Raw genomic sequence first — 25,826 nt, forward strand, 5'->3', positions numbered from 1 at the left:
ACGGCACTCCACGCGTCAGGGAAACCACTTCTCGCGCGCCCCCACACCACTGGAGGAATTGTGAAAATCAGACGTTACGGCCTCGGAGCTCTGGCGCTCGTCGCCGCGAGCACGCTGGTCCTGGCCGGCTGCAGCAGCTCGAACGACTCGGGCGGCGGAGACGCGAGCGGTGACACCGCCGCGATCATCTCCACCAACGGCTCGGAGCCGCAGAACCCGCTGGTCCCGACCAACACCAACGAGGTGGGCGGCGGCAAGATCCTCGACGAGATCTTCGCGGGCCTGGTCTACTACGACGCCGAGGGGGCGCCGAACAACGACGTCGCCGAGTCGATCGAGTCGGACGACGCGCAGAATTACACCATCACCATCAAGGACGGCCTGACGTTCACGAACGGCGACCCGGTGACCTCGAGCTCCTTCATCGACGCCTGGAACTACGGCGCGAAGCTCTCGAACAACCAGCTCAGCTCGTCGTTCTTCGCGAACTTCGAGGGCTACAGCGACACTGAGGACAGCGAGCTCACCGGCCTCAAGGCCGTGGACGACACCACCTTCACCGTGGCGCTCAAGTCCCCGCAGTCGGACTTCCCGATCAGCCTCGGCTACTCGGCGTACTACCCGCTGCCCGCCGTCGCGTTCGACGACATGGCCGCGTTCGGCGAGAACCCGATCGGCAACGGCCCGTACAAGCTGGCCGGCGACGACGCGTGGCAGCACGACGTCCAGATCGACCTGGTCAAGAACGAGGACTACTCCGGTCCCCGCGAGGCGCAGAACGGCGGCCTGAAGATCGTCTTCTACGCCACCCAGGACGCGTCCTACGCCGACCTCCTCGGCGGCAACGTCGACGTGGTCGACCAGATCCCGGACTCCGCCTTCGGCACCTTCGAGAGCGACCTCGGCGACCGCGCCGTGAACCAGCCCGCCGCGATCTTCCAGTCCTTCACCATCCCGGAGCGCCTCGCGCACTTCGGCGGTGAGGAGGGCCAGCTGCGCCGTCAGGCCATCTCGATGGCCTTCGACCGCAAGGAGATCACCGACGTGATCTTCGAGGGCACCCGCACCCCCGCCTCCGACTTCACCTCCCCGGTGATCGACGGCTACAGCGACTCCCTCGAGGGCGCCGACGTGCTCGAGTACAACCCCGACGAGGCCAAGGCGCTGTGGGCTCAGGCCGACGCGATCAGCCCCTGGGACGGCACCTTCAAGATCGCCTACAACGCGGACGGCGGCCACCAGGGCTGGGTCGACGCGGTGACCAACTCGATCAAGAACACGCTGGGCATCGAGGCCGAGGGCGACGCCTACCCGACCTTCGCCGAGGCGCGCACGAAGATCGTCGACCGCTCGATCGAGACGGCGTTCCGCACCGGTTGGCAGGCCGACTACCCGAGCCTCTACAACTTCCTCGGACCGCTCTACGTGACCGGCGCCTCGTCGAACGACGGCGACTACACGAACCCCGAGTTCGACGCTCTCGTCGCCTCGGGTCTCTCCGACGCCGACACCGACGCTGCGAACACCACGTTCCAGCAGGCGCAGGAGACCCTCCTCACCGACCTCCCGGCACTGCCGCTCTGGTACGCGAACGTGACCGGCGGCTACGGCGAGGGCGTGTCGAACGTCGAGTTCGGCTGGAACTCGGTGCCGCTCTACTACGAGATCACCAAGAACTAAGCTCGAACCACTGGGGCGCTTCGCCCGTGCCGCCGGCCACCAGGTCACGGCACGGGCGGAGCGCCCTGTTTCGGTCACAATCGAATGAGGTCCCCATCCATGCGACTCCGGAACCGGCTGGGCTGACATGCTCGCCTACATCGTCCGACGCATCCTGCAAGCCGTCCCCGTGCTCATCGGCACCACGTTCCTCATCTACTTCATGGTCTTCTCCATGCCGGGGAACCCGCTCCTGTCGCTCTTCGGCGACAAGACGCCGAGCCCCGCGCTCCTCGCCCGCCTCGAGGAGCAGTACCACCTGAACGAGCCGTTCATCGTCCAGTACCTGTACTACCTGGGAGGCGTCGTCCGCGGCGACTTCGGCATCTCGTTCTCGGGCCAGTCGGTCAACGAGATCCTCGCCCGCACCTTCCCGGTCACCCTGACCCTCGCGATGATGGCCATCATCATCGAGATCGTCGTGGCGCTGACCATCGGCCTCATCAGCGGACTGCGCAAGGGCAGCTTCTTCGACGCGAGCGCCCTGGTCGTCAGCCTCCTGCTCGTCTCGGTGCCGATCTTCGTGCTCTGCTTCATCGCGCAGTCGTTCTTCGCGATCCAGCTGGGCTGGTTCCCTCCGACGGTCGGTGCCGACGCGTCGTTCCAGAGGCTCCTGCTCCCGGCGATCGTGCTCGCGCTGTTCGTGGTCGCCTCGGCGATCCGCCTGACCCGCGGCTCGGTCATCGAGACCGCCGGCTCGGACTTCGTGCGCACCGCGTACAGCAAGGGACTCTCGCGTCGTCGCGTCATCCCGGTGCACGTCCTGCGCAACTCGCTGATCCCGGTCACCACGCAGTTCGGAGCCGACTTCGGCCTCCTGATCGTCGGTGCCACCGTGACCGAGGGCATCTTCAACGTTCCCGGCGTCGGGAACACGCTCTACCAGGCGATCATCCGAGGGGAGCGACCGACCGTCGTCTCCTTCGTCACGGTCATGGTGCTGTTCTACCTCGTGGTGAACATCCTCGTCGACCTGCTCTACGCCGTACTCGACCCGAGGATCCGCTATGCCAAATGAGTTCTCCGGCGGCGCGCAGAAGGCCCGCCGCATCGACCACTTCGTCGCCCCGCTCGAGGAGACGCCGATCGCGTCCGTCGACGCGGTCAGCCTCGACGAGAAGCCCAGCAACCTCTGGACCGACGCCTGGCGCGACCTGCGCAAGCGCCCGATGTTCTGGATCTCCGGCGTGATGATCGTCGTGATCATCGCGGTCGCCCTGCTCCCCGGCCTGTTCACCTCGGTGGACCCGCGGCAGTGCGCGCTCTCGTTCAGCAACCAGGGCCCGGGTGGCGGCAGCCTGCTCGGCTACACCAAGCAGGGCTGCGACGTCTTCTCGCGCATCATCCACGGCACGTCCACGTCGCTGACCGTCGGCCTGATCGTGATCGTCATCACGACCGTCTCCGGCGTCATCGGCGGCGCGCTGGCCGGCTTCTTCGGCGGCTGGGTCGACACCGTGATCATGCGCCTCGGCGACATCTTCTTCTCGATCCCCTACATCCTCGCCGCGGTCGTCATCATGTCGGTCTTCTCGGCCTACCGGAACGTCTTCGTCATCGCCCTGGCGATCGGAGCGTTCGCCTGGCCCACGACGGCGCGCGTTCTGCGCTCCGAGGTCCTCCGCGTCAAGCAGTCCGACTTCGTCGGCGCCGCCACCGCGACGGGCCTGTCCAAGATGGCGATCCTCTTCCGGCACGTGCTGCCGAACTCGATCGCCCCCGTCATCGTCGTCACGACCATCTCGCTCGGCGCGGCCATCACCGCGGAGGCGACGCTGTCGTTCCTCGGCGTCGGCCTGCCCGGCTCGGTGATGTCCTGGGGCAACGACATCAGCCAGGCGCAGCGCGACCTGCGCACCAACCCGCAGACGCTGATCTACCCGTCGATCGCGCTGACGGTGACGGTGCTGAGCTTCATCCTCCTGGGCGAGTCGCTCCGCGACGCGCTCGACCCGAAGGCGAGGGCCCTCCGATGACGTCCACGACACCGAGCACCCCGCAGGGGCCGCTGCTCCAGGTCACCGACCTCGAGGTCGGCTTCCAGACCGGCAGCGGACTGGTCCCCGCACTCCGCGGCGTCAGCCTGACGATCGAGCACGGCCAGACCGTCGCGATCGTCGGCGAGTCCGGCTCCGGCAAGTCGACGACCGCCGCGGCGATCATCGGCCTGCTCCCCGGCACCGGCACGGTCACCGGCGGCTCCGTGCTGTTCGACGGCAAGGACCTGGCCAAGGCGACCAGGACCGAGCTCGAGGACATCCGCGGCCGCCGGATCGGCTACGTGCCGCAGGACCCGATGTCCAACCTCAACCCGGTCTGGTCGGTCGGCTTCCAGGTCGAGGAGACGATCAAGGCCAACGGCCTCGCCTCCGGCCGCAAGGAGGTCCGCGCCAAGGCGATCGAGGTCCTGCAGAACGCCGGGCTCGCGGACGCCGAGAAGCGGCTCAAGCAGTTCCCGCACCAGTTCTCCGGCGGCATGCGCCAGCGGGTGCTGATCGGCATCGGCCTGGCCGCATCGCCGCAGCTGCTGATCGCGGACGAGCCCACCTCGGCGCTCGATGTGACCGTGCAGCGGCGCATCCTCGACCACCTCGAGACCCTGACGAGGACCGACGGCACCGCACTGCTCTTCATCACGCACGACCTGGGCCTCGCCGCCGAGCGCGCCGAGAAGCTCATCGTGATGTACAAGGGCCGGATCGTGGAGTCGGGCGCCTCGGTGGAGGTGCTGCAGAACCCGCAGCACCCCTACACGCAGCGCCTGATCGCCGCGGCGCCGAGCCTCGCCTCGCGCCGCATCCAGTCGACCGCCGGCAAGGCGACCGAGGCGGTGCCCGGCGAGTCCGACGCCGTCCGCGAGGTCGACCTGGTCGGCGCGGCCGGCGCCCACCACGGCGCGGCGACCACCACCGCGCGGCCGATGATCGAGCTCGACGGGCTCACCAAGGTCTTCAAGATCCGCCGCGGCGGGCTGAAGGCCGAGGACTTCACGGCGGTCGACGACGTGTCGTTCTCGATCCCCAAGGGCACCACCACGGCGCTCGTGGGGGAGTCGGGCTCGGGCAAGTCGACGATCGCCCGCCTCGTGCTCGGCCTCGAGACGGCGACGTCCGGCGCGATCTCGATCGACGGCCGTCGCACCGAGAAGCTCCGCGGCAAGGAGATGCTGGCGCTGCGGCGCTCGATGCAGCCGGTGTTCCAGGACCCGTACGGCTCGCTCGACCCGCTGCACAACATCGGCAACACCATCTCCGAGCCGCTGCGGGTGCACAAGGTCGGCGACCGCACCTCGCAGCGCGAGCGCGTGCTCGAGCTGCTCGACCAGGTGTCCCTCCCGCGGGTCATCGCGAGCCGCTACCCGAACGAGCTCTCCGGCGGCCAGCGCCAGCGCGTGGCGATCGCCCGCGCGCTCGCGCTCAAGCCCGAGATCGTGGTGCTCGACGAGGCGGTGTCGGCTCTGGACGTGCTCGTCCAGGCGCAGATCCTCCGCCTCCTGGCCGACCTGCAGGCCGAGCTCGGGCTCACCTACCTGTTCATCACGCACGACCTCGCCGTGGTCCGCGTGATCGCCGACGACGTCTGCGTGATGCAGAAGGGCAGGATCGTCGAGCACGCGTCGACTGACACCGTGTTCGAGTCGCCGCAGCAGGAGTACACCCGCGAGCTGCTCGCCGCCATCCCCGGCGCCGGGATCGAGTTCGCGGTCTAGTCCGCCGGATCCACTCCGCGAGGGCCCCGTTCCGGCCCCGGCGACACCGGATGTTCACCGGGTCGCCGGCCCGGAACGGGGCCCTCCGCCGTCTCGGCGCGAGCCTGCGGTACGATGGAGGGTCCCCCTTACTGCACGAGAACACGAGACGAGTCCGTTCACATGGCAAGTGCCACCCGCTCCGACCTGCGCAACGTCGCGATCGTCGCCCACGTCGACCATGGCAAGACCACCCTGGTGGACGCCATGCTCAAGCAGACGAACTCCTTCGACGCGCACGCCCACGTGGACGAGCGCGCGATGGACTCGAACGAGCTCGAGCGCGAGAAGGGCATCACGATCCTCGCGAAGAACACCGCTGTGTCCTACAGCGGCAAGCACGCGGTCGACGGCCCCATCACCATCAACGTGATCGACACCCCCGGCCACGCCGACTTCGGCGGCGAGGTCGAGCGCGGCCTGTCGATGGTCGACGGCGTCTGCCTCCTCGTCGACGCGTCGGAGGGCCCCCTCCCGCAGACCCGCTTCGTGCTCCGCAAGGCGCTCGAGGCGAAGCTCCCCGTCATCCTGCTGGTCAACAAGACCGACCGCCCCGATGCCCGCATCGACGAGGTCGTCGCCGAGAGCCAGGACCTCCTCCTCGGCCTCGCCTCCGACATGGCGGACGACGTCCCCGACCTCGACCTCGACGCCATCCTCGACGTGCCCGTCGTCTACGCGTCCGGCAAGGCCGGCCGCGCCTCCGCGAACAAGCCGGAGGACGGCACGCTGCCCGACGCCGAGGACCTCGAGCCGCTGTTCGAGGCGATCCTCAAGCACATCCCGGCGCCGACCTTCGACGACGAGGCGCCCCTCCAGGCCCACGTCACCAACCTCGACGCGTCGCCGTTCCTCGGCCGCCTCGCCCTCCTCCGCGTCTTCAACGGCACGATCAAGAAGGGCCAGACCGTCGCCTGGGTCCACCACGACGGCTCGCACACCAACGCGCGCATCACCGAGCTGCTGATCACCAAGGCGCTCGACCGCTACCCGGCCGAGACCGCCGGCCCCGGCGACATCGTCGCGATCGCGGGCTTCCCCGAGATCACCATCGGCGAGACCATCGCCGACCCGGAGGACATCCGCCCGCTGCCGGCCATCACGGTCGACGACCCGGCGATCTCGATGACCATCGGCACCAACACCTCGCCGCTGGTCGGCAAGGTCAAGGGCCACAAGCTCACGGCGCGCATGGTCAAGGACCGCCTCGACCGCGAGCTCATCGGAAACGTGTCGCTCAAGGTCCTCGACATCGGCCGCCCCGACTCGTGGGAGGTCCAGGGCCGCGGCGAGCTCGCGCTGGCCATCCTCGTCGAGCAGATGCGCCGCGAGGGCTTCGAGCTCACGGTCGGCAAGCCCCAGGTGGTCACCCGCCAGGTCGACGGCAAGGTGCACGAGCCCTTCGAGCACCTCACCATCGACGCTCCGGAGGAGTACCTCGGCGCGATCACGCAGCTCCTCGCCGCTCGCAAGGGCCGCATGGAGAACATGGCGAACCACGGCACCGGCTGGGTCCGCATGGAGTTCATCGTCCCCTCGCGCGGCCTGATCGGCTTCCGCACCGAGTTCCTCACCACGACCCGCGGCACCGGCATCGCGAACGCGATCCTGCACGGCTACGAGCCGTGGGCCGGCGCCATCGTCACCCGCAACAACGGCTCGATCGTCGCCGACCGCACCGGCGTCGTGACGCCGTTCGCGATCATCGCGCTCCAGGAGCGGATGACCTTCTTCGTGAACCCCACCGAGGAGGTCTACGAGGGCATGGTCATCGGCGAGAACTCGCGCAACGACGACATGGACGTGAACATCACCAAGGAGAAGAAGCTGACCAACATGCGTCAGTCCACCTCCGACACGTTCGAGTCGATGACGCCCTCGCGCCAGCTGACGCTCGAGGAGTGCCTCGAGTTCGCCCGCGAGGACGAGTGCGTCGAGGTCACCCCCGAGATCGTCCGCATCCGCAAGGTCGAGCTGGACGCGAACGCCCGCGCCCGCGCGACCAGCCGCCTCAAGAAGCAGGCCTGATCCCCGGGCGCCCCCGAGGCGCCCGCCACGACGAACGACCGGCCGGAGCCCCGCTCCGCCGGTCGTTCGTCGTTCCGCCGGGTCTCGATACGCCCTCTGCGAGGGCTACTCGACCAGCATGTCGGCGGCCCTCGCCTTCAGCGCAGGTCGGCGCTCGCCAGCGGCACGAGCGGGCGCCCGCTCGCGGTCCTTCTCCCATGCTGGTCGAGTAGCCGCGCAGCGGCGTATCGAGACCCGGCCGTCAGCCCGCAGGCGTCGGCGTCGGAGTCGCGCCCTCCGCCTCGAGCGTGGCCGTGATGAAGGCGACGAACGCGTCCGCGTCGTCCGGCTTCCCCGTGTACTGCTCGCCGTTGACGAGCACGGTCGGCGTCGAGCTCAGCTTCGCGACCGAGGAGTTCGCCAGGGTCCCGCTCGTCGCCCGCTTCGTGGCCGCCGCGACCCACGGCCGGAACTCACCACCCGTGATGCAGGCCAGCACGTCGTCGTCCGTCACGCCCGCCCCGGTCACCAGCGTTCGCAGCTCGTCGTCGCTCAGCCCCGTCGTCCCCTCGGCCGGCTGCTTCGCGAACAGCGCCTCGTGCACGGCGAGGAAGCGGTCCGGATCCTCGTCCGCCACGCAGGCCGCGGCGTTCGCCGCCCGGCTCGAGTACTCCGACCCCGCCGAGGAGGAGTCGAGGATCGCGACCGGATGGATCTCGAGTGTGATCGCCCCCTGCGTCAGCCACGACTGCAGGTTCGCCATGTTGGCGGTCTCGAACTGCCCGCAGTACGGGCAGAGGTAGTCCACGTAGAGGTCGACGGTGACGACGCCGCCCGCGCGCGCGGCGGCCTCGTCGGTCGGCACCGGCTCCTCTCCCGCCTCGAGGGGGGCGGTCGTCACCGGAGTGACCGCCGACTCCGCCCCCGCGAGCACGATCCCGTCGCTCAGCATGTTCGCCGGACCGGTGCTGGCGATCTCCTGCTGCGACCAGACGTTCCACGCGACGAGCGCCACGACGGCGAGCACTCCGACGGCCGCTCCGCTCTGCCCGAGCACCCGATTCCGCCGCTTCCGGCGCCGCTCCTGCTCGCGCCGCTCCTTCGCCTCGAGGCGGGCGAGCTCCTGGCGCTCGCGCTTGGTCGGCTGGTTCTTCGCACTGTTCCCGGACATCGTCGTCGACGCTAGGGAGCCGACCTTGCCGCACTCGGAGAGGCAGCCGCCGACGACCTGTGCCGGCATGGAGATTCCCTCAGGAAAGCGGACGGCTCAGGCGAAGAGCCCCGACCCCACGTAGTCGCTCTCGTCGCGGACGCCCGGCGGGACGGCGAAGACCGCCGAACCCACGTGCTTTATGTACTCGTTGAGCGCATCGGTCGCGAGGTTCCTCTGCACGGTGATGAACTGCTCCGGCGACCGCTGGAACGAGAGGAAGAACAGCCCCGCGTTCAGCCGCCCGAGCTCGTCGTTCCCGTCGACGAAGTTGTAGCCGCGGCGCAGCAGCCGGACGCCGTTGTTCACGGTCGGGTGCGCGAGCCGCACGTGCGACTCCTTGTCCACCAGCGGCACGCCGGTCGCCCCCGCCGCCTCGAAGTCGGGCTCCGTGAACTCGCCGCCGCCCGAGAGCGGGGCGCCGGAGCCCTTGCTCCGGCCGATCACGCGCTCCTGCTCGCCGAGCTGGCTGCGGTCCCAGGTCTCGATGATCATCCGGATCTTGCGCGCGACGAGGTAGCTGCCGCCCGCGAGCCAGGCCGGGCCGTCCGCGTCCTGCACCCAGACGTGCTCCTGCACGGCGTCCGGCTCCTCGGACTTGATGTTGGCGGTGCCGTCCTTGAAGCCGAAGAGGTTCCGCGGAGTCGCCTGCGCGGTGGAGGTGGAGGAGGTGCGGCCGAAGCCGAGCTGCGACCAGCGCAGCGAGGCGCGACCGAAGGCGATGCGGCTGAGGTTGCGGATCGCGTGCACCGCGACCTGCGGATCGTCGGCGCAGGCCTGGATGCAGAGGTCGCCGCCGCCCGCGGTCGGCACCAGCGCGTCGCCGCGGAAGCGCGGGAGCGCCGCGAGCTCGGCCGGCCGGCGGTCGGCGAGGCCGAAGCGGTCGGTGCCCGACTCGTCGGTGAAGAGTGTCGGTCCGAAGCCGAAGGTCAGCGTGAGCGAGGACGCGTCGAGGCCGAGCGCCTCGCCGGTGTCGTCCGGCGGCGCCGTGTCCGGGCCGCCGACGGCGCCCTCCTCGCTGACGTCGAGGCCCCGGGTGAGACGGGCGGCCGCGAGGGTCCAGTCCTGCAGCAGCTCGATCAGGTCGTCGCGGGTCGCCGTGGAGGCCAGGTCGAACGCCGCGAAGTGCAGCCGGTCCTGCGCGGCCGTGGTGATGCCGGCCTGGTTCGCGCCGTGGAACGGCACGACGCGCGTCGCGGCGGAGGAGGCGCTCGCGCTGGTCGCCGAGGTGACGGCGACGGTCCCGCCGATCCCCGCCGCGAGGCCCGCGGTCCCGGCCGAGACGAGGCCGAGCAGCCCGCGCCGCGAGAGGCGGCGGGGCTGCTCGGCGGGTCGGCCCGACTCGTCGGCGGGGCCGGTGGCGTTCTGCTCGGGCTCCACTACTCCGCGGGCTCCTCGACGCCGAGCACCGTGTGGGTGAGCTGCGAGAGCGGCTCGGACAGGGCGTTCACCTGATCGGAGAGCTCCTTCTTCTGCTCGGCGGTGACGCTCGAGTAGGCGACGAAGCCGGAGTCGAGCGAGCCGTACTGGGCGAGCATCGCGTCGAGCTCGGCGAAGCGCTGGCCGATCTCGGCGGTGAGCGCGGCGCCGTCGTCACCGGTGGCGGTCGCGATGGGCTCGACGTTGCCGAAGGCCACCTCCGCGCCCTGCACGTTCGCGGCGAAGTCGGTCAGGTCGGTGCCCGACCACCAGTCCTCCTCGCCGGTGATCTTGCCGGCGGCGACCTCGTCGAGCAGGCCGATCGCGCCGTTCGAGATGTCGCCGACCGAGACGGTGAAGTCGGGCGCGGCGACGAGGTCGTAGAGGTCCTGCACGTCGGAGACGAGCCCGTCGGCGAAGGCCGTCCGCTGCTCGGGAGTGGAGGGCGCCCAGTCGAGCCAGGCGCTCGTCCCGTCGGAGTTCAGCGCGTCGGCGGCGGGGACCCAGAGGTCCTTCTCGATGCGGTGGAAGCCGGTCCAGTCCAGGCCCTCGGCGACGGCGTCGACCTCACGGTAGTCGATCTTCGGGTCGAGGTCGCCGAAGGCCTCGGCGGTCGGCTCGATGCGCTCGTAGAAGACGCGGGTCGCGGCGAAGAGGCTGCGCGCCTTCTCGTCGTCGCCCGCCGCGTACGCCTCGGCGAAGGCCGTCACGGCGGGCAGCAGCTCGCCGGACTGCGACTGCACGTAGGAGACGTAGTTGGTGACGGCGGCCTCGGTCGCGGCCTGCTCGTCGGCCGACTGCTCGGTCGCCTCGCCGGTCACGGTGAACTCGGCGAGACCGACGGGAGCGCCGACCTGCTGGAACTTGCAGGCCGTGTAGTAGGTGCCGGGCTCGAGCTGGGCGACGTAGGAGACGCTCTGACCGGGAGTGACGTTCTCCTTCTCGCCCACGATGCGCAGCTTGTCCTCGGCGAGGATCTCGAACTCGTTGACGTCCGATCCGGTGTTCTCGAGCGCGAAGGTCACCGCACCCGCCTCGGCGGTCGCGGCCGACACCGCGCAGGCGCCGTCGTCGATCGCGACGTCGAGGGCCGCGGCGGAGGAGGCGGCCGGGGTGTTCGGCACGCAGCCGGTGAGGAGCAGGGCGAGAGCGCCGGCGCCGGCGAGGCCGGTGGCGACGCGGGGGAGGCGGGGTCGAGTGCGCGGGGGCATGGTTCTCCTGGTGGTGGGAGGTCGTTCCGGCGGTGCCGGGGCGGGATCAGACGGAGGTGGCGACGGGTGCGGCGACCGGGGCCGCGCTGCCTCGTCGCGGCCGGCGGGAGCGGACCTGGCGGACGAAGAGGGACCCGACGACCACGAGGTAGAGCAGCCAGGCGGAGAACTGCAGGGCCGTCGGCTCGGGCGTGTAGTTGAAGAGTCCGCCGAGGACCGCGGCGACCGTGGCCGGCAGGATCGGGCCGAGGTCGAACAGCGGAGTGCCCCACCCGGGCAGCAGCGCCGCCTCCTGCAGGTCGCCGACGCCGTAGAGCAGCACGCCGGCCGCGACGACGATGAGGAAGCCGCCGGTCCAGGTGAAGAAGCGGCCGAGGTCGATCCGGACGAAGCCGCGGAAGATCAGGTAGGAGGCGACGACCGCGCTGAGGATGCCGAGGAAGGCGCCGATCGTGCCGACCCAGGCGTTGGAGGCGGAGGAGGCGCTGCTCGAGGAGACGCTCGCCCAGACGAACAGGGCGGTTTCGATCCCCTCGCGGCCGACGCTGACGAAGCCGAGCACGACGATCCCGAGGGCGGAGCCGCTGACGGCCGCGTCCAGCTTGGACTCGAGCTCGCCCTTGAGGCTGCGGGCGTTGGCGCCCATCCAGAAGATCATCCAGGTGACGAGGCCGACGGCGAGCAGCGAGAGGCCGCCGCCGAGGAGCTCCTGCGCGGTGAAGCTGAGCCCGTAGGGGCCCCAGGTGAGGATCGCGCCGGTGACGAGCGAGAGGACGACCGCGGCGGCGATGCCCGTCCAGAGCCGGGGGAGCACGTCGCGCCGCTGCAGCTTGGTCAGGTAGGCGACGAGGATGCCGACGACGAGCCCGGCTTCGAGGCCTTCACGGAGGCCGATGAGGTAGTTTGCGAGCACGTGTGTTCTCTTCGTCGTCTGCACGGGAGGACGGTGCGAAGCCCACCCCCGGGCCGCATCCTCAGGTAAGCCTTGCCTAACCCGTGGACGACTGTAGTGGCCATCCGGTCGCGTGTCCACACAGGACGCCGGGCGCGCGATGTGCGGCGCCGAGCGGCCGGTCGGACGCGCTTCGAGCGGGGCCCCGCGGCGGAACGAGAGCACAGGACGGACGAGAGGCGGAGAGTGGACGCGAGTCGAGACGGCGCAGGCGAGCGGGTCGTGGCGGTGCACGCCCATCCCGACGACGAGACCATCACGATGGGCGGGACCCTCGCGCGACTCGTCGCGGACGGCGCCGCGGTCACCGTCGTCACCGCGACGCGCGGCGAGTGCGGCGAGGTCATCCCGGCCGATCTCGCGCACCTCGAGGGCTCGGACGAGCTCGCCGCGCACCGCACCACCGAGCTGGTCGTCGCCCTGACCGCCCTCGGCGTGGCCGATCACCGCTTCCTCGGCGACCCGGCCGCCCGTGCCGCAGGCCTCGCCCCGCGGGTCTACCGCGACTCCGGCATGCAGTGGGGCCCGGGTCGCGTGCCCGTCCCGCTCGAGCCTGTCGATCCCCGCTCCTTCACCTCCGCGCCGGAGGAGGAGGCGATCGCCGACCTCGTCGCCGTCCTCCTGCAGACCGGCGCGACCCTCGTGCTCTCCTACGACGTCGGCGGGGGCTACGGCCATCCCGACCACATCCGCGCCGCCCTGATCGCCTCGACGGCCGCCGAGCGGCTCGGACTGCGCTACCTGGCCGTCCTGCCCGACGCCGTCCCCGAGCAGCCCGGCGACGTCGCGATCGAGCTCGACGACACCGATTACGCCCGCAAGCGCGCGGCGCTCGAGGCGCACCGCACGCAGCTCGTCGTCGACGGCGACGAGCTGCGGCTCTCGAGCGGCCCGCCGTTCCCGATCGGCCGCCTCGAGCGCTTCCGCCCCGAGGGTGCGCCGAGGCCGCCGGAGCCGGTCGCCGAGGAGCGGCCCGATCTCGGCACCCGCATCGTCTCGGGCCTGCTCTCGGTGCTGACCGGCGCGGTGGTCGGCGCGATCACGACCGTCGCGCACCAGAGCACCGTGACCGTCGGCGACGCGGAGCTCCCGGTCGGCCTCGCCGTGTCGCTGGCCGCCGTGCTGCTCCTGCTGCTCGGACTCCGTCTCGCGATGGTGGACCGCTTCGTCGCCTTCTGCACCGCGATGGGCCTGCTCGGCGCGATCGGGCTGCTGGCGCTGCGCAGCACCGGCGGCTCGGTCCTCGTGCCGGCCAACGGCCTCGGCGTGGTGTGGACCTTCGCCCCCGCGCTGATCGCCCTCGTGGTGATCGCCTGGCCGCGGGTCCGCCCGCCGTCCCGCCCCGCTCCGGCGGAACCGGCGGCCGACAGCACCGCCCCGCCGCTCCCCGTACGATAGAGAACACTGTTCGAAGGGACGTCCACGACCGTGACCTACGTGATCGCACTTCCGTGCGTCGATGTCAAAGACCGCGCCTGCATCGACGAATGCCCGGTCGACTGCATCTACGAAGGCGAGCGCTCGCTCTACATCCACCCCGACGAGTGCGTCGACTGCGGGGCGTGCGAGCCGGTGTGCCCCGTCGAGGCCATCTACTACGAGGACGACCTCCCCGAGGAGTGGTCCGACTACTACAAGGCCAACGTCGAGTTCTTCGACGAGATCGGCTCGCCCGGCGGCGCCGCGAAGGTCGGAGTGATCGCGAAGGACCACCCGGTCATCGCCGTCCTCCCGCCGCAGAGCCACTGAGCGCGCGTCCGTGGCACTCGGACCGCTGCCGGACTACCCCTGGGACCTGATGGGTCCCGCCACCCGGGTCGCCTCCACGCACCCCGGCGGCCTCGTCGACCTCTCGATCGGCTCGCCGGTCGACCCGACGCCCGAGCCGATCCGCGAGGCACTCGCTCGGGCGACCGACGCGCACGCCTACCCGACCACGGTCGGCACTCCCGCCCTGCGCGAGGCGATCGCCGCCTGGTACGCCCGGCGCCGGGGCGTCCCGGGGCTCGGCCTCGACGAGGTGCTGCCGACGATCGGCTCGAAGGAGCTCGTCGCCTGGCTGCCGTTCCTGCTCGGTCTCGGCGAGGGCGACGTCGTCGTCCACCCGCGCGCCGCCTACCCGACCTACGCCATGGGCGCCGCCATCGCCGGAGCCTCGGTGCTCGCCTCCGACGACCCCGACGAGTGGCCGGCCGAGACGCGCCTGGTCTGGCTGAACTCGCCCGGCAACCCCGACGGCGCCGTGCTCGACGTCGACGCGCTGAGGCGCGCGGTCGAGCGCGCGCGCGAGCTGGGCGCCGTCGTCGCGGGCGACGAGTGCTACGCCGAGCTCGGCTGGGACGGCCGCTGGGCCGACGAGCCGATCCCGAGCATCCTCGACCCCCGAGTGGCGGGCGAGGACCGCCGCGGCGTGCTCGGCGTCTACTCCCTCAGCAAGCAGTCCAACCTGGCCGGCTACCGCGCCGCCTTCGTCGCGGGCGACCGCGAGCTGATCGGTCGGCTCGTCACCGTCCGCAAGCACGCCGGGATGATCGTCCCCGCCCCGCTGCAGGAGGCGATGGTCGTCGCGCTCGCCGACGACGGCCACGTGGCGGAGCAGAAGGAGCGCTACCGCTCCCGTCGCGACCTCCTGCGCCCGGCGCTCGAAGCCGCGGGCTTCCGCGTCGACCGCAGCGAGGCCGGCCTCTACCTCTGGGCGACCGAGGGGCGACCCGCCTGGGAATCGATCGACCGGCTCGCGCGCCTGGGGATCCTCGCCGGCCCCGGCGTCTTCTACGGCGACCACTTCACCGAGCACGTCCGCCTCTCGCTGACGGCCACCGACGGGCGGATCGCGGCCGCCGCCGAGCGGCTGGCGGGCGGTCTCTGACCCTCGGCTCACCGCGATCCTGAAGGATCCCCACAACGGACGGGGGCGAGCACTGGGCGGTGTCACAGTGCCGCCGCTTTGCCCATAGGCTGTATGGGGTTCGGTCAGCGTCGCCACAAACGGCCCTGGTTCCGGACAGTTCCAGCCCCCGGCGCCGCCCGCTCCGCGCGAGCGCACCCGGGTGCGACCGATGACCTGGGAGGCGTTGTGACCGAATCCGGCACGCAGAGCGACGGAACCGCGACGGTGGAGACACCCGAGCCCGCCACGGAGAGTGCGCCGGCCGCGGCCGAGGTCCTGCCCGAGAAGGTGACGCTCACGTTCGGTGATCGCACCGCGGAGTTCCCGGTCCTGCGCAGCGTCGACGGCTCCTCGAGCATCGACTTCTCGACCCTGTCGAAGCAGACCGGTCTGATGTCGCTCGACTACGGCTTCGTCAACACGGCCGCCACCAAGTCGAGAATCACCTACATCGACGGCGACGAGGGGATCCTGCGCTACCGCGGCTACCCGATCGAGGAGGTCGCGACGAACGCGACGTACCTCGAGGTGGCCTGGCTGCTGATCTACGGCGAGCTGCCCACCGCGGACGAGCTCGCCGGCTTCGACGACCGCATCCGCCGGCACACGCTGCTGCACGAGGACCTCAAGCGCTTCTTCGACGCGCTGCCGCACAGCGCGCACCCGATGTCGGTCCTCTCGGCCGGTGTCTCGGCGCTGTCGACCTACTACGAGGACAGCTCGAACCCGAAGGACCCGGAGGCGGTCGAGCTGACCACCATTCGCCTGCTCGCGAAGCTGCCGGTGATGGCGGCGTACGCGCACAAGAAGGCGATCGGCCAGGCGTTCCTCTACCCGGACAACTCGCTGAGCTTCGTCGACAACTTCCTCCGCCTGAACTTCGGCACCATGGCCGAGCCGTTCGAGGTGGATCCGGTGCTCTCGAAGGCGCTCGATCGCCTGCTGATCCTGCACGAGGACCACGAGCAGAACGCGTCGACCTCCACCGTCCGCCTGGTCGGCTCGACCGAGGCGAACCTCTACGCGTCGGTCTCGGCCGGCATCAACGCCCTGTTCGGCCCGCTGCACGGCGGCGCGAACGAGGCCGTGCTGACGATGCTCGGCCGCATCCGCGAGTCCGGCGAGAGCGTCCAGACCTTCGTCGAGCGGGTGAAGAACAAGGAGGAGGGCGTCCGCCTGATGGGCTTCGGCCACCGGGTGTACAAGAACTACGACCCGCGCGCGAAGCTCGTCAAGGAGAGCGCGTCCGAGGTGCTGCAGGCGCTCGGCGTCAAGGACCCGCTGCTCGACATCGCGATGGAGCTCGAGGCCCTCGCCCTGGAGGACGACTACTTCAAGGAGCGCCGCCTCTACCCGAACGTCGACTTCTACACCGGCGTCATCTATAAGGCGATGGGCTTCCCGACCCGGATGTTCACCGTCCTCTTCGCCATCGGCCGCCTGCCCGGCTGGATCGCGCACTGGCGCGAGATGAACACCGACAAGCAGACCAAGATCGGCCGCCCCCAGCAGCTCTACACGGGAGCCCCCGAGCGCCACTGGCCCACCGGCCGCTGACCCGGGCCGAGGAGCCCGTCGGCGGGTGGGTCTCGATACGCCGCGTGCCGCGGCTACTCGACCAGCATGTTTCGCCCTGCTGGTCGAGTAGCCCGCGCAGCGGGCGTATCGAGACCCGATGTCTGCAGAGGGGTGGGTCTCCATATGCCGCGTTCCGCGGCTACTCGACGAGCAGGTGCCTCGCCCCCGCGTCAGGCGTGCAGGGCCGTGTTCAGCTTGATGCCGGCTCCGGTGCGGGGGAGCACCTCGACCGCGCCCGTGAGCGAGTTGCGGCGGAAGAGCAGGTTCGGCACTCCCGACAGCTCGACGGCCTTGACCGTCTGCGGACGCCCGTCGACACGCGGGGCGCCGCCCACCACGACGACCTTCGTCCCCGCCGTGACGTAGAGCCCGGCCTCGACGACGGTGTCGTCGCCGATCGAGATGCCGATGCCCGAGTTCGCGCCGAGCAGCGCCCGCGCGCCGATCGACACGCGCTGCACGCCACCGCCGGAGAGCGTCCCCATGATCGAGGCGCCGCCGCCGACGTCCGAGCCGTCGCCGACGACGACGCCCTGTGAGATGCGGCCCTCGACCATCGAGCTGCCGAGCGTCCCGGCGTTGAAGTTGACGAACCCCTCGTGCATGACGGTCGTCCCGGGAGCGAGGTGCGCGCCCAGGCGCACCCGCGACGTGTCCGCGATGCGCACCTTCGCCGGCGTGACGTAGTCCGTCAGCCGCGGGAACTTGTCGATCCCTGCGGCCTGGATCCCGTGGCGCCGCAGCGACGGACGCAGCCGGGTGAACGAGTCCGGCGCGACCGGCCCGGCGTTCGTCCACACGACGTTCGGCAGGTGCGCGAAGATCCCGTCGAGGTTCACGGTGTTCGGCTGGACGAGCAGGTGCGAGAGCAGGTGCAGCCGGAGGTACGCGTCCGACGTCGACGCCGGCGCGCTCTGCAGGTCGATCTGCAGCGTCACCACGTCGATCCGCACCTCGCGCCGCGGGTCCTCACCGGCGAGGGCCTCGAACTCCGCCGGCACGATCCACGGGTCGCGGCCCGCGGGGATCGTGCCCAGCCGCGGCTCCGGGAACCAGGTGTCAAGGACGGTGCCGTCCGAGGCGATCGTCGCCAGCCCGTAGCCCCAGGCGGAGGCGGGCGCGGGCACGGCGGAGTCAGCGGTGTTCTGGAGGCTCATGTCGCCCAGGGTAGCGCGCACGATCCGGCCGGTACCCTGGGGCGCATGGCCGTACCGACCTCCGCCCCGGCGCCCGTCGCGGCCCTCGATCTGGGCTCCGATCCGATCGCGCTGACCCGCGTGCTCTGCGACATCCCCTCCGTCTCCGGCGATGAGCTGGCGCTGGCCGATGCGGTGCAGCTCGCCCTCGAGCAGTACCCGCACCTCGAGGTGCTCCGCGACGGCCACACCGTGGTCGCCCGGACGAACCTCGGGCGCGAGCAGCGCGTCGTCATCGCCGGCCACCTCGACACGGTCCCGATCAACGACAACCTCCCGGTGCGCGCCGAGACGATCGACGACGTCGAGCACCTCGTCGGCCGCGGCACCACCGACATGAAGGCCGGCGTCGCTGTTCAGCTGGTCCTCGCCGCCGAGCTGACCGATCCGGTCGTCGACATCACCTGGATCTGGTATGACAACGAGGAGGTCGCCTCCGACCTCAACGGCCTCGGCCGCCTCTCCCGCCACCGCCCGGACGTCTTCGCCGCCGATTTCGCCGTGCTCGGCGAGCCGACGCGGGGCGAGGTCGAGGGCGGCTGCAACGGCACCCTCCGCGTCGACGTGACGACGCACGGCCGCCGCGCGCACTCCGCCCGGAGCTGGGTCGGCGAGAACGCGATCCACGCCGCCGCCCCGATCCTGGACCGCCTCGCCGCCTACCAGCCGCGCGAGGTCGAGGTCGAGGGCCTCGTCTACCGCGAGGGCGTCAACGCGGTGCGCATCAGCGGGGGAGTGGCGGGCAATGTGATCCCCGACCTCTGCACGGTGCACGTCAACTACCGCTTCGCACCGAACCGCAGCGGCGACGAGGCGGTCGCCCACCTCCGCGAGCTGTTCGAGGGCTTCGAGGTCGATGTCGTCGATCTGGCCGAGGGCGCGCGCCCCGGGCTCGACGCGCCGCTCGCGCAGGCCTTCATCGCCGCGGTCGGCGCCGAGGCGAAGCCCAAGTACGGCTGGACCGACGTCGCCCGCTTCTCGGCGATGGGCATCCCCGCCGTCAACTACGGCCCCGGCGACCCGCTCAAGGCGCACGCCGACGACGAGCACGTCGCCGTGCACGAGATCACCGCCTGCACCGAGGGCCTCCGCCGCTGGCTGCGCGGCTCCGCGTGAGCGCCGTCCTCACCGGGCTCCCGGTCCGCCGCCGCGCGCAGCTGCGCCTCGTCCCCTGGTGGGCGCGCGTCCTCGCGGTCTTCGTCCTCACCCGCATCGTGACGACCGTGATCATGCTGCAGTTCGCCGCGAACCAGCAGGCGAACTCGTGGACCGGCCCGTCGCCGGCCTACGTCGACTTCGCGACGATGTGGGACGGCCGCTGGTACGAGATCATCGCGACCGCCGGCTATCCGACCGAGCTGCCCGTGACCGACGCGGGTGAGATCGGCGAGAACGCGTGGGCGTTCATGCCGCTCTACCCGGTCGTCGTGCGCCTGCTGATGGTGCTGACCGGCCTCGGCTGGGCCACCGCCGGTGTCGCCGTCTCGGTGATCTGCGCGGCCGTCACCTGCCTGGTGCTCTACCGGCTGATGCGGCACTCGCTGAGCGAGTCGCAGTCCCTCGTCGCCGTGCTGTTCTTCTGCGTCGCGCCGACCTCGCCGATGCTGCAGATCGCCTACGCCGAGTCGATGGCGATGATGCTGACCGCGATCGTGCTGCTGCTGCTCGTCCGGCGCCGGTACGCCTGGGTCTTCCCGGTCGTGCTCGCGCTCGGGCTGACGCGCCCGAGCGGGCTGGCCTTCGCCGCGGCGATGGGCCTCTACGTCGTCTACCGGTTCGTCCGGCGCGCGAAGGAGCCGTTCCCGCGGGCCGACGCCGTCCCCGCCGTCGCGCTGACGGTGTGGGGCCTCGTGGTCGGCTTCCTCTGGCCCGCGGTGGCGTGGGCGGTCACCGGCTCGCCGACGGCCTACACCGACACCGAGCTGGCCTGGCGAGCCTCCTACATCGGCTACCAGGAGCTGTTCCCCTTCACCTCCTGGTTCCAGGGCGGCGCGTGGTGGGGCGGCTGGTGGTTCGGCGCGCCGATGGTCGGCATCGCGCTGGTCGTCGTCCTCGTGCTGCTGTTCGTCGGCATCCTGGCGTCGCCGTGGACGCGGCGGCTGGACCTCTTCAGCCGCGCGTGGATCGCGGGCTACGGCGTCTACCTCTTCGCCTTCTTCTTCCCGCAGTCGAGCACGTTCCGCCTGCTGGGCCCGATGTTCCCGCTGGTCGGAGCGCTCGCAGTGCCGCGCTCGCCCCTGTTCCGGAGCGCGCTGGTGCTCGTCTCGATCGCCGGCCAGATCGGCTGGATCACCATCGGCTGGGCCGTCGACGGCTACGACTGGACACCGCCGTGATCGACGCCGCGTTTCCGCGGGAGGCGGCCGATTTCGTCCCTGGCGCGGATGCACGATAATAGACGGATACGTCACGAAAGGGGAACTCTATGGCGGCCATGAAGCCGAGGACCGGAGACGGACCGATGGAGGCTGTTAAGGAGGGGCGACTCATCGTCGTGCGCGTTCCGCTCGAAGGCGGCGGACGCCTCGTCGTCTCAGTCAACGATGCAGAGGCGAAAGAACTCCACGACGCTCTCGCGTCGGTGGTGACTCCAGCCTGACCCACCAGCACCGTCGAGAACGCCCGCCGCATCCGATGCGACGGGCGTTCCCTCGTTCCCGAGTCGGATCCGTGCTACGCGCGGCGCTTGTTCGCCTGCAGCAGCCCGTCGCCGATCGGCGACAGCACGCTGACCACGGCCGGCGAGCCGCAGACCTCGGCGACCAGCGTGCGGAAGGCGGAGGCGATCTCGTCGCGCTGCGCGGGGTTCGAGACGCGGCCGCGCCAGAGAGCGTGCGGCACGAGCACGGTGCCGCCGACGCGGACGAGGCGCAGCGCGTGCTCGACGTTCTCGATGACCTGCAGCGGGTCGCCGTCGACGAAGACGATGTCGTAGGAGTTCTCGTTCATCCGCGGGAGCACCTCGAGGGCGCGGCCGGGGATGAGGCGCAGCCGGTTCGGCGAGATGCCGGCCTCGTGGAACTGCGCGCGGGCGTGCTGCTGGTGCACCGCCTCCGAGTCGATCGAGGTGAGCATGGCCTCGGGGGCGCCGTCGAGCAGCCAGAGTCCGCTCACGCCGGTGCCGGTTCCGATCTCGATGATCGACGTCGCCCGGGCGGCCGCCGCGACGAGCGCGGACTGCGCTCCGATCGAGGGCGCGATCGCGTCGATGCCCAGCTCGACGGCGAGCCGGCGGGCGGAGGCGATGGCCTCGGGCTCGACGACGGCGTCCTCGGCGTACTTCCAGTTGGCATCCTTGTCGGACACGGGCGGGCTCCTCTGGTGGGGGTCGCGGCGGGCGGATCGCGCCTGCGCATCGCCAGGGTACGGGGGTCCGTGCGGTCGTCGGCGCAGGCGCGGCGGACTAGGGTGGTCCCGTGTTCGGTTTGACGTTCGACAAGCTCCTCATCATCGGAGTCATCGCCGTCTTCGTGCTGGGCCCTGACCGCCTCCCCTACTACGCCTCGCAGCTCGCTGCGCTGGTGCGGAAGGTCCGCGGATTCGCCACGCAGGCGCGCGAGCGCGTGAAGGACGAGATGGGCGACGAGTTCGACGAGGTCGACTGGCGCAAGCTCGATCCGCGGCAGTACGACCCGCGGCGCATCATCCGCGACGCCCTGCTCGAGGACGAGCCGGCCCCCACGGTCAAGCCGCCCTCGGCGGTCTCCGCGCCCGTCACCGCGGGCGGCGGCGCCTCGACGGCGGACAGCTACTACACGACGATGAAGCGCTCGGCCGGAGCCGGCGAGCTCTCGACGGTGGCGCCGCCGCCCATCGACCTCGAAGCCACCTGACGCGCTCCCGTCGGCCGAAGTGCTGACGACAGCGGGTCTCGATACGCCCCTGCGGGGCTACTCGACCGGCATGGTTGCGGCACTTCCCTCGGTTGCGGCCGGTCGAGCAGCCCGCAGTGCGGCCCTTGCCTGCTGGTCGAGCAGCCCGCAGTGCGGTCCTTGCCTGCAGGTCGAGCTGCCCGCGCAGCGGGCTCCCTCATGCTGGTCGAGCAGGCCGCGGAGCGGGCGTATCGAGACCCACCTCAGTCTGGGCCTGCGTTGAAGGCCTCAGCCGACCGACATCGGGAGGCGCCGGCCCGTCAGATTACGTGGCCGCGAGGCGAGCGTCCGGGCCAGTTCCGTGATCGCGACGGCGGCCGGGTCCTCCGGATCGCCGATGACGACCGGAAGCCCGTCGTCGCCGCCCGCCCGCAGTGCCACGCTGATCGGCAGCGAGGCGAGCAGCGGCACGTCCTCACCGCTCGCGCTGAGCCGGCGGGCCACCTCGGCCCCGCCGCCGCTGCCGAAGAGCTCGAGCACCGACCCGTCGGGCTGCGGCAGCCCGGACATGTTCTCGACCACGCCGACGATGCGCTGCCCCGACTGCCGGGCGAGCGCACCGCTGCGCTCCGCCACGTCGGCGGCGGCCGGCTGCGGAGTCGTCACGATCAGCACCTCCGCGTGCGGCAGGAGCTGCCCGATCGAGATGGCGACGTCGCCCGTGCCCGGCGGCAGATCGAGCAGCAGCACGTCCAGGTCGCCGAAGTACACGTCGGTGAGGAACTGCGAGATGGTGCGGTGCAGCATCGGTCCCCGCCAGGAGACGGCCGCGCCGCGGGTGTCGCCCTCGAGGAACATCCCGATCGAGATCACCTTCACGCCGTGCGCGACCGGGGGGAGCATCAGCTCGCCGACGCGCGTCGGCCCCGCGACGCGGCCGTCGTGCATCAGTCCGAGCAGCCCCGGGATGGAGAAGCCGTGCACGTCGGCGTCGACCAGCCCGACCGCGAGCCCGCGCCGGGCCAGGGCCACCGCCAGATTCGCGGTGACGGTCGACTTGCCGACCCCGCCCTTGCCGCTGGTCACCGCGTAGACCCGCGTCAGCGAGTCCGGGCCGAACGGCATCTCGCGCCGCCCGCCGCGCAGCCGCTCGGTCAGAGCCGTGCGCTGCGCCGGCGTCATCACGCCGACCTCGACCCGCACCGCGGCGGAGCCCGCCGCAGACTCCGCCGCCGCGCGGACATCGCGCTCGATCGCGGACGCGGCCGGGCAGCCGACGATCGTCAGCCGGATGGCGACGGTCACCACGCCGTCCTCGCCCACCGTCACCGCGTCGACCATGTCGAGCTCGGTGATGGGCTTCCGGATCTCGGGATCGATGACCCGCGCGAGCGCCGCGAGCACCGCGCTCTCGAGAGCGGCGGGATCCGCCGGACCCGTCACGGCGTCGTCAGGCATCGCGCCGCTCGCTCGCGATCGACTCCGCCCGATCCTTCTCGAGCTCCTCGACGAGGCTGCGCAGCTCGGAGCGGATGAAGTCCTTGCTCGCCATGTCCCGGATCGCCAGGCGGAGCGCGACGACTTCGCGAGCCAGATACTCCGTGTCGGCGAGGTTGCGCTCGGCGCGCTGGCGGTCCTGCTCGATCTGCACGCGGTCGCGGTCGTCCTGGCGGTTCTGCGCGAGCAGCAGCAGGGGCGCCGCGTAGGAGGCCTGCAGGGACAGGATCAGCGTGAGCACCGTGAAGCCCAGAGCCTGGGAGTCGAAGCGCGACTCCTCGGGGCCGTAGGTGTTGAACAGCAGCCAGAACACGCAGAAGATCGTCATGCCGACGAGGAACCACGGCGTGCCCATGCCGCGGGCGAAGGATTCGGTCAGGCGGCCGAAGCGGTCGCTGCTCTGCCGGTTGCGCCGGGGGAGCACCCGCGTGCGCAGGCCCTTCGGGGCGTCGAGCCGTCGATCCTGCTTGGTGTCCCTAGCCACGCGCACCCCTCCGTCCTCGTCGTCCTGCCCTGAACCTGCTGGTCGCCGCCGCGGGCGGCGCGATCGGTATGCCCTGGGTCGTCGTGCTCACCGGCACGCGCGGTTCGTCGTCGCCGTCGTGGCTGCGCCAGTCGTCGGGGAGGAGGTAGTCGAGCACGTCGTCGATCGTGACGACGCCGACCAGGCGGTGCGACTCGTCCACGACCGGCACCGAGACGAGGTTGTAGCTCGCGAGGATGCGGGCGACCTCGGCCGCGGAGGTGTCCGGGGTGATCGGGTCCAGGCTCTGGTCGAGCAGGGTGCCGAGGCGCTCGTGCGGCGGGTAGCGGAGCATCCGCTGGAAGTGCACCATGCCGAGGAAGCGGCCGGTCGGCGGCTCGTACGGCGGCAGAGTGACGCAGACCGCGGCGCCGAGCGCCGGGGCCAGCTCGTGGCGGCGGATCATCGCGAGGCCCTCGGCCACGGTCGCCTCGGACGAGACGATGATCGGCTCGGTCGTCATCAGTCCACCGGCCGACTCGGGCGCGTAGGAGAGCAGCATGCGGACGTCGTCCGCCTCCTCCGGCTCCATCAGCTCGAGGAGCGCCTCGCCGCGCTCGTCCGAGAGCTGCGCGATCAGGTCGGCCGCGTCGTCCGGCTGCATCTGGTCGAGGACGTCGGCCGCGCGGTCGTCGTCGAGCCGGCCGAGGATCTCGACCTGCTCGCTCTCGGGCATCTCCTCGAGGACATCGGCGAGCCGGTCGTCGGAGAGCTCGCCCGCGACCTCGAGCATCCGCTGCTGCGGCAGGTCGAGGAGGGTGCTGGCGAGGTCGGCGGGCTTGAGCTCGGAGAGGCTCGCCACGTACTGCTCGGCCGACTGCGCCTCGGTGGACACGCTCTCGCGGACCTCGCGCCAGCCGGCGAACGTCGTGGCGCCCTTGGCGAAGGGGGAGGGGCTGGTCTTCGGGCGGCGGACGAAGAGCTGCGCGAGCTCCCACTCGCCCGGCCCGACCTCCTCGATCGCGACGTCCTCGACGATCGCGTCGCCCGAGCCGTCGACGAAGGTCATCCTCCTGCCGAGCAGCTCGGCGATGACGCGGACCTCGCCGCCGCGCTGCTCGAAGCGGCGCACGTTGATCAGACCGGTCGTGATGATCTGCCCGCTGCCGATGCTGGTGACCCGCCCGATCGAGACGAACACCCGGCGGCGGCCGGGGATCTCGACGACGAGGCCGACCACGCGCGGCGCGTCGTTCTGACGGTGCACGAGCAGCACGTCGCGGACCTTGCCGACGCGATCGCCCGCCGGGTCGAAGACGCTGCAGCCGGCCAAGCGCGCTACGAAGACTCTGGCGGAACTCACGGCTACCAACCTAGACCCGGGCGCCCCTGCGGAAGCCGAGCGCGGGGTCCGGCGCTCCCACCGGGCGCTCGGGAAGCTCCCGATCCGTGTCCAGAATGCTCCAAGTCCTCTGTGACAGTCTGAGCAGGTGACTCAGCAGATGCCCATGAACAACCGCCGGGGCGCCGCCTCCCCGACGATCCCGCGCGGCGAGATCCTCGCCACCTTCGACACCTACGAGAAGGCGCAGCAGGCCGTCGACGTCCTCGCGCGGGCCGACTTCCCGGTCAAGCAGCTGGCCATCCTCGGCAACGACCTCAAGAGCGTCGAGCGCGTCACCGGCAAGCTCACCTGGGGCCGCGTCGCCCTGGCCGGCGCCGCCTCGGGCGCCTGGCTCGGTGTCTTCCTCGGCCTGCTGCTGATCATCTTCTCGCCGGCCACCGAGTTCTCCTTCCTCATCGCGGCCGTGCTGCTCGGCGCCGGCTTCGGCATGCTCTTCGGCCTCGCCTCCTACGCGGTGAACCGCCGCCGCCGGGACTTCACCTCGACGATGCAGGTCATCGCCACCAGCTACTCGGTGATCGTCGACCCCGAGGTGGTGAACCGCGCGCGCAACCTGCTCGACGGCACCCCCGCCGAGTCGGAGGCGCCGGTCTGGTCGCCGCCGCCCGCGAACGCGGAGCCCGTGCCGATCCGTCCGGAGGACGAACGGCGCTGACCCACCTCGAAGGCCCCCGGAGCGATCCGGGGGCCTTCGTCGCGTCCGTGCCGTAGCGACCGGG

General features: G+C 71.1%; 23 protein-coding genes. 14 read left to right on the plus strand and 9 right to left on the minus strand.

The features are described from left to right. The first annotated feature begins 60 nt into the window (after nucleotides 1–60). The 5 genes from MT350_RS04240 to typA all read left to right on the plus strand — a co-directional run bounded on the left by MT350_RS04240 (nucleotide 61) and on the right by typA (nucleotide 7,495). The gene (locus MT350_RS04240; RefSeq protein WP_123735315.1) at nucleotides 61–1,680 is read left to right on the plus strand and encodes an ABC transporter substrate-binding protein; all 1,620 of its coding nucleotides are present in this window, start codon (nucleotides 61–63) and stop codon (nucleotides 1,678–1,680) included. A gap of 127 nt (nucleotides 1,681–1,807) precedes the next feature. Beyond that, nucleotides 1,808–2,737 (plus strand): ABC transporter permease, encoded by a 930-nt coding sequence (locus MT350_RS04245; RefSeq protein ID WP_123445445.1) that lies wholly within the window; start codon nucleotides 1,808–1,810, stop codon nucleotides 2,735–2,737. Continuing rightward, nucleotides 2,727–3,695: an ABC transporter permease gene (locus MT350_RS04250; protein ID WP_123445446.1), complete on the plus strand. Its 969-nt coding sequence runs from the start codon at nucleotides 2,727–2,729 to the stop codon at nucleotides 3,693–3,695. The genes MT350_RS04245 and MT350_RS04250 overlap by 11 nt, the downstream gene beginning before the upstream one ends. Then, the gene (locus MT350_RS04255) at nucleotides 3,692–5,428 is read left to right on the plus strand and encodes an ABC transporter ATP-binding protein (RefSeq protein ID WP_243615433.1); all 1,737 of its coding nucleotides are present in this window, start codon (nucleotides 3,692–3,694) and stop codon (nucleotides 5,426–5,428) included. The genes MT350_RS04250 and MT350_RS04255 overlap by 4 nt, the downstream gene beginning before the upstream one ends. Nucleotides 5,429–5,590: 162 nt before the next feature. After that, complete coding sequence (gene typA, locus MT350_RS04260; RefSeq protein ID WP_123445448.1) at nucleotides 5,591–7,495, plus strand: translational GTPase TypA; 1,905 nt, start codon at nucleotides 5,591–5,593, stop codon at nucleotides 7,493–7,495. A 241-nt stretch (nucleotides 7,496–7,736) separates the two neighbouring features. On the opposite strand, the gene MT350_RS04265 is transcribed toward typA, so the two are convergent. Genes MT350_RS04265 through efeU form a run of 4 tightly spaced genes read right to left on the minus strand, consistent with a single transcriptional unit; the run spans nucleotide 7,737 to nucleotide 12,227 of the window. Further along, the gene (locus MT350_RS04265) at nucleotides 7,737–8,714 is read right to left on the minus strand and encodes a thioredoxin domain-containing protein (RefSeq protein WP_243615434.1); all 978 of its coding nucleotides are present in this window, start codon (nucleotides 8,712–8,714) and stop codon (nucleotides 7,737–7,739) included. Nucleotides 8,715–8,741: 27 nt separating this feature from the next. Next, nucleotides 8,742–10,064 (minus strand): iron uptake transporter deferrochelatase/peroxidase subunit, encoded by a 1,323-nt coding sequence (gene efeB, locus MT350_RS04270; protein ID WP_243615435.1) that lies wholly within the window; start codon nucleotides 10,062–10,064, stop codon nucleotides 8,742–8,744. Further along, nucleotides 10,064–11,314: an iron uptake system protein EfeO gene (gene efeO, locus MT350_RS04275; RefSeq protein ID WP_243615436.1), complete on the minus strand. Its 1,251-nt coding sequence runs from the start codon at nucleotides 11,312–11,314 to the stop codon at nucleotides 10,064–10,066. The genes efeB and efeO overlap by 1 nt, the downstream gene beginning before the upstream one ends. A 46-nt stretch (nucleotides 11,315–11,360) precedes the next feature. Further along, entirely contained in the window at nucleotides 11,361–12,227 is an 867-nt protein-coding gene (gene efeU, locus MT350_RS04280; RefSeq protein WP_123445452.1) for an iron uptake transporter permease EfeU, read from the minus strand. Nucleotides 12,228–12,452: 225 nt separating this feature from the next. Here efeU and MT350_RS04285 point away from each other — a divergent pair, with 225 nt between their 5' ends. The 4 genes from MT350_RS04285 (at nucleotide 12,453) to MT350_RS04300 (ending at nucleotide 16,713) form a co-directional block, all read left to right on the plus strand. Next, a complete protein-coding gene (locus MT350_RS04285) occupies nucleotides 12,453–13,664 on the plus strand; it encodes a PIG-L family deacetylase (RefSeq protein ID WP_243615437.1) in 1,212 nt (403 codons plus the stop codon). Between the two features lie 30 nt (nucleotides 13,665–13,694). Continuing rightward, the gene (gene fdxA / locus MT350_RS04290; RefSeq protein WP_085475430.1) at nucleotides 13,695–14,015 is read left to right on the plus strand and encodes a ferredoxin; all 321 of its coding nucleotides are present in this window, start codon (nucleotides 13,695–13,697) and stop codon (nucleotides 14,013–14,015) included. 10 nt (nucleotides 14,016–14,025) lie between these two features. Then, entirely contained in the window at nucleotides 14,026–15,135 is a 1,110-nt protein-coding gene (gene dapC, locus MT350_RS04295; RefSeq protein ID WP_308197461.1) for a succinyldiaminopimelate transaminase, read from the plus strand. 297 nt (nucleotides 15,136–15,432) lie between these two features. After that, nucleotides 15,433–16,713, plus strand: coding sequence for a citrate synthase (locus MT350_RS04300; protein ID WP_243615636.1), 1,281 nt, complete (start codon nucleotides 15,433–15,435; stop codon nucleotides 16,711–16,713). Between the two features lie 191 nt (nucleotides 16,714–16,904). On the opposite strand, the gene dapD is transcribed toward MT350_RS04300, so the two are convergent. Next, entirely contained in the window at nucleotides 16,905–17,891 is a 987-nt protein-coding gene (gene dapD, locus MT350_RS04305; RefSeq protein ID WP_243615438.1) for a 2,3,4,5-tetrahydropyridine-2,6-dicarboxylate N-succinyltransferase, read from the minus strand. Between the two features lie 45 nt (nucleotides 17,892–17,936). Between dapD and dapE the strand changes: the two genes are divergently transcribed. The 3 genes from dapE (at nucleotide 17,937) to MT350_RS04320 (ending at nucleotide 20,529) form a co-directional block, all read left to right on the plus strand. Then, entirely contained in the window at nucleotides 17,937–19,046 is a 1,110-nt protein-coding gene (dapE, locus tag MT350_RS04310) for a succinyl-diaminopimelate desuccinylase (RefSeq protein ID WP_243615439.1), read from the plus strand. Beyond that, complete coding sequence (locus tag MT350_RS04315; protein ID WP_243615440.1) at nucleotides 19,043–20,266, plus strand: hypothetical protein; 1,224 nt, start codon at nucleotides 19,043–19,045, stop codon at nucleotides 20,264–20,266. Before dapE ends, MT350_RS04315 begins: the two co-directional genes overlap by 4 nt. Before the next feature lie 89 nt (nucleotides 20,267–20,355). After that, on the plus strand, nucleotides 20,356–20,529 hold the full coding sequence (locus tag MT350_RS04320) for a DUF3117 domain-containing protein (RefSeq protein WP_077221916.1): 174 nt from the start codon (nucleotides 20,356–20,358) through the stop codon (nucleotides 20,527–20,529). A 74-nt stretch (nucleotides 20,530–20,603) separates the two neighbouring features. Here MT350_RS04320 and MT350_RS04325 read toward each other — a convergent pair whose 3' ends face one another. Further along, complete coding sequence (locus MT350_RS04325) at nucleotides 20,604–21,236, minus strand: O-methyltransferase (RefSeq protein WP_123702830.1); 633 nt, start codon at nucleotides 21,234–21,236, stop codon at nucleotides 20,604–20,606. 110 nt (nucleotides 21,237–21,346) lie between these two features. Between MT350_RS04325 and MT350_RS04330 the strand changes: the two genes are divergently transcribed. Next, a complete protein-coding gene (locus MT350_RS04330) occupies nucleotides 21,347–21,763 on the plus strand; it encodes a Sec-independent protein translocase TatB (RefSeq protein ID WP_123445460.1) in 417 nt (138 codons plus the stop codon). 267 nt (nucleotides 21,764–22,030) lie between these two features. Here MT350_RS04330 and MT350_RS04335 read toward each other — a convergent pair whose 3' ends face one another. The 3 genes from MT350_RS04335 to MT350_RS04345 are packed head-to-tail and all read right to left on the minus strand — an operon-like array spanning nucleotide 22,031 to nucleotide 25,065. Further along, nucleotides 22,031–23,200 (minus strand): Mrp/NBP35 family ATP-binding protein, encoded by a 1,170-nt coding sequence (locus tag MT350_RS04335; RefSeq protein WP_243615441.1) that lies wholly within the window; start codon nucleotides 23,198–23,200, stop codon nucleotides 22,031–22,033. Beyond that, nucleotides 23,193–23,723 carry a DUF1003 domain-containing protein gene (locus MT350_RS04340; RefSeq protein WP_123445981.1) on the minus strand — a complete coding sequence of 177 codons (531 nt, stop codon included), beginning with the start codon at nucleotides 23,721–23,723 and terminating at the stop codon, nucleotides 23,193–23,195. The genes MT350_RS04335 and MT350_RS04340 overlap by 8 nt, the downstream gene beginning before the upstream one ends. Next, nucleotides 23,716–25,065: a magnesium transporter MgtE N-terminal domain-containing protein gene (locus MT350_RS04345; RefSeq protein WP_123735327.1), complete on the minus strand. Its 1,350-nt coding sequence runs from the start codon at nucleotides 25,063–25,065 to the stop codon at nucleotides 23,716–23,718. Before MT350_RS04345 ends, MT350_RS04340 begins: the two co-directional genes overlap by 8 nt. A gap of 145 nt (nucleotides 25,066–25,210) precedes the next feature. Here MT350_RS04345 and MT350_RS04350 point away from each other — a divergent pair, with 145 nt between their 5' ends. Next, on the plus strand, nucleotides 25,211–25,762 hold the full coding sequence (locus MT350_RS04350; protein ID WP_207901626.1) for a general stress protein: 552 nt from the start codon (nucleotides 25,211–25,213) through the stop codon (nucleotides 25,760–25,762). Nucleotides 25,763–25,826 lie beyond the last annotated feature (64 nt).

The organism is Rathayibacter sp. VKM Ac-2928 (genome assembly GCF_022815545.1).
Lineage (GTDB): Bacteria > Actinomycetota > Actinomycetes > Actinomycetales > Microbacteriaceae > Rathayibacter > Rathayibacter festucae.

Excerpts from the sequence above, each read along its gene's own strand:
- MT350_RS04320 (WP_077221916.1), top strand. The coding sequence starts at position 20,356 with ATGGCGGCCATGAAGCCGAGGACCGGAGACGGACCGATGGAGGCTGTT.
- efeO (WP_243615436.1), bottom strand. The coding sequence starts at position 11,314 with ATGCCCCCGCGCACTCGACCCCGCCTCCCCCGCGTCGCCACCGGCCTC.
- MT350_RS04265 (WP_243615434.1), bottom strand. The coding sequence starts at position 8,714 with ATGCCGGCACAGGTCGTCGGCGGCTGCCTCTCCGAGTGCGGCAAGGTC.
- typA (WP_123445448.1), top strand. The coding sequence starts at position 5,591 with ATGGCAAGTGCCACCCGCTCCGACCTGCGCAACGTCGCGATCGTCGCC.
- MT350_RS04245 (WP_123445445.1), top strand. The coding sequence starts at position 1,808 with ATGCTCGCCTACATCGTCCGACGCATCCTGCAAGCCGTCCCCGTGCTC.
- MT350_RS04350 (WP_207901626.1), top strand. The coding sequence starts at position 25,211 with ATGAACAACCGCCGGGGCGCCGCCTCCCCGACGATCCCGCGCGGCGAG.
- MT350_RS04250 (WP_123445446.1), top strand. The coding sequence starts at position 2,727 with ATGCCAAATGAGTTCTCCGGCGGCGCGCAGAAGGCCCGCCGCATCGAC.
- MT350_RS04335 (WP_243615441.1), bottom strand. The coding sequence starts at position 23,200 with ATGCCTGACGACGCCGTGACGGGTCCGGCGGATCCCGCCGCTCTCGAG.
- dapE (WP_243615439.1), top strand. The coding sequence starts at position 17,937 with ATGGCCGTACCGACCTCCGCCCCGGCGCCCGTCGCGGCCCTCGATCTG.
- dapD (WP_243615438.1), bottom strand. The coding sequence starts at position 17,891 with ATGAGCCTCCAGAACACCGCTGACTCCGCCGTGCCCGCGCCCGCCTCC.
- MT350_RS04255 (WP_243615433.1), top strand. The coding sequence starts at position 3,692 with ATGACGTCCACGACACCGAGCACCCCGCAGGGGCCGCTGCTCCAGGTC.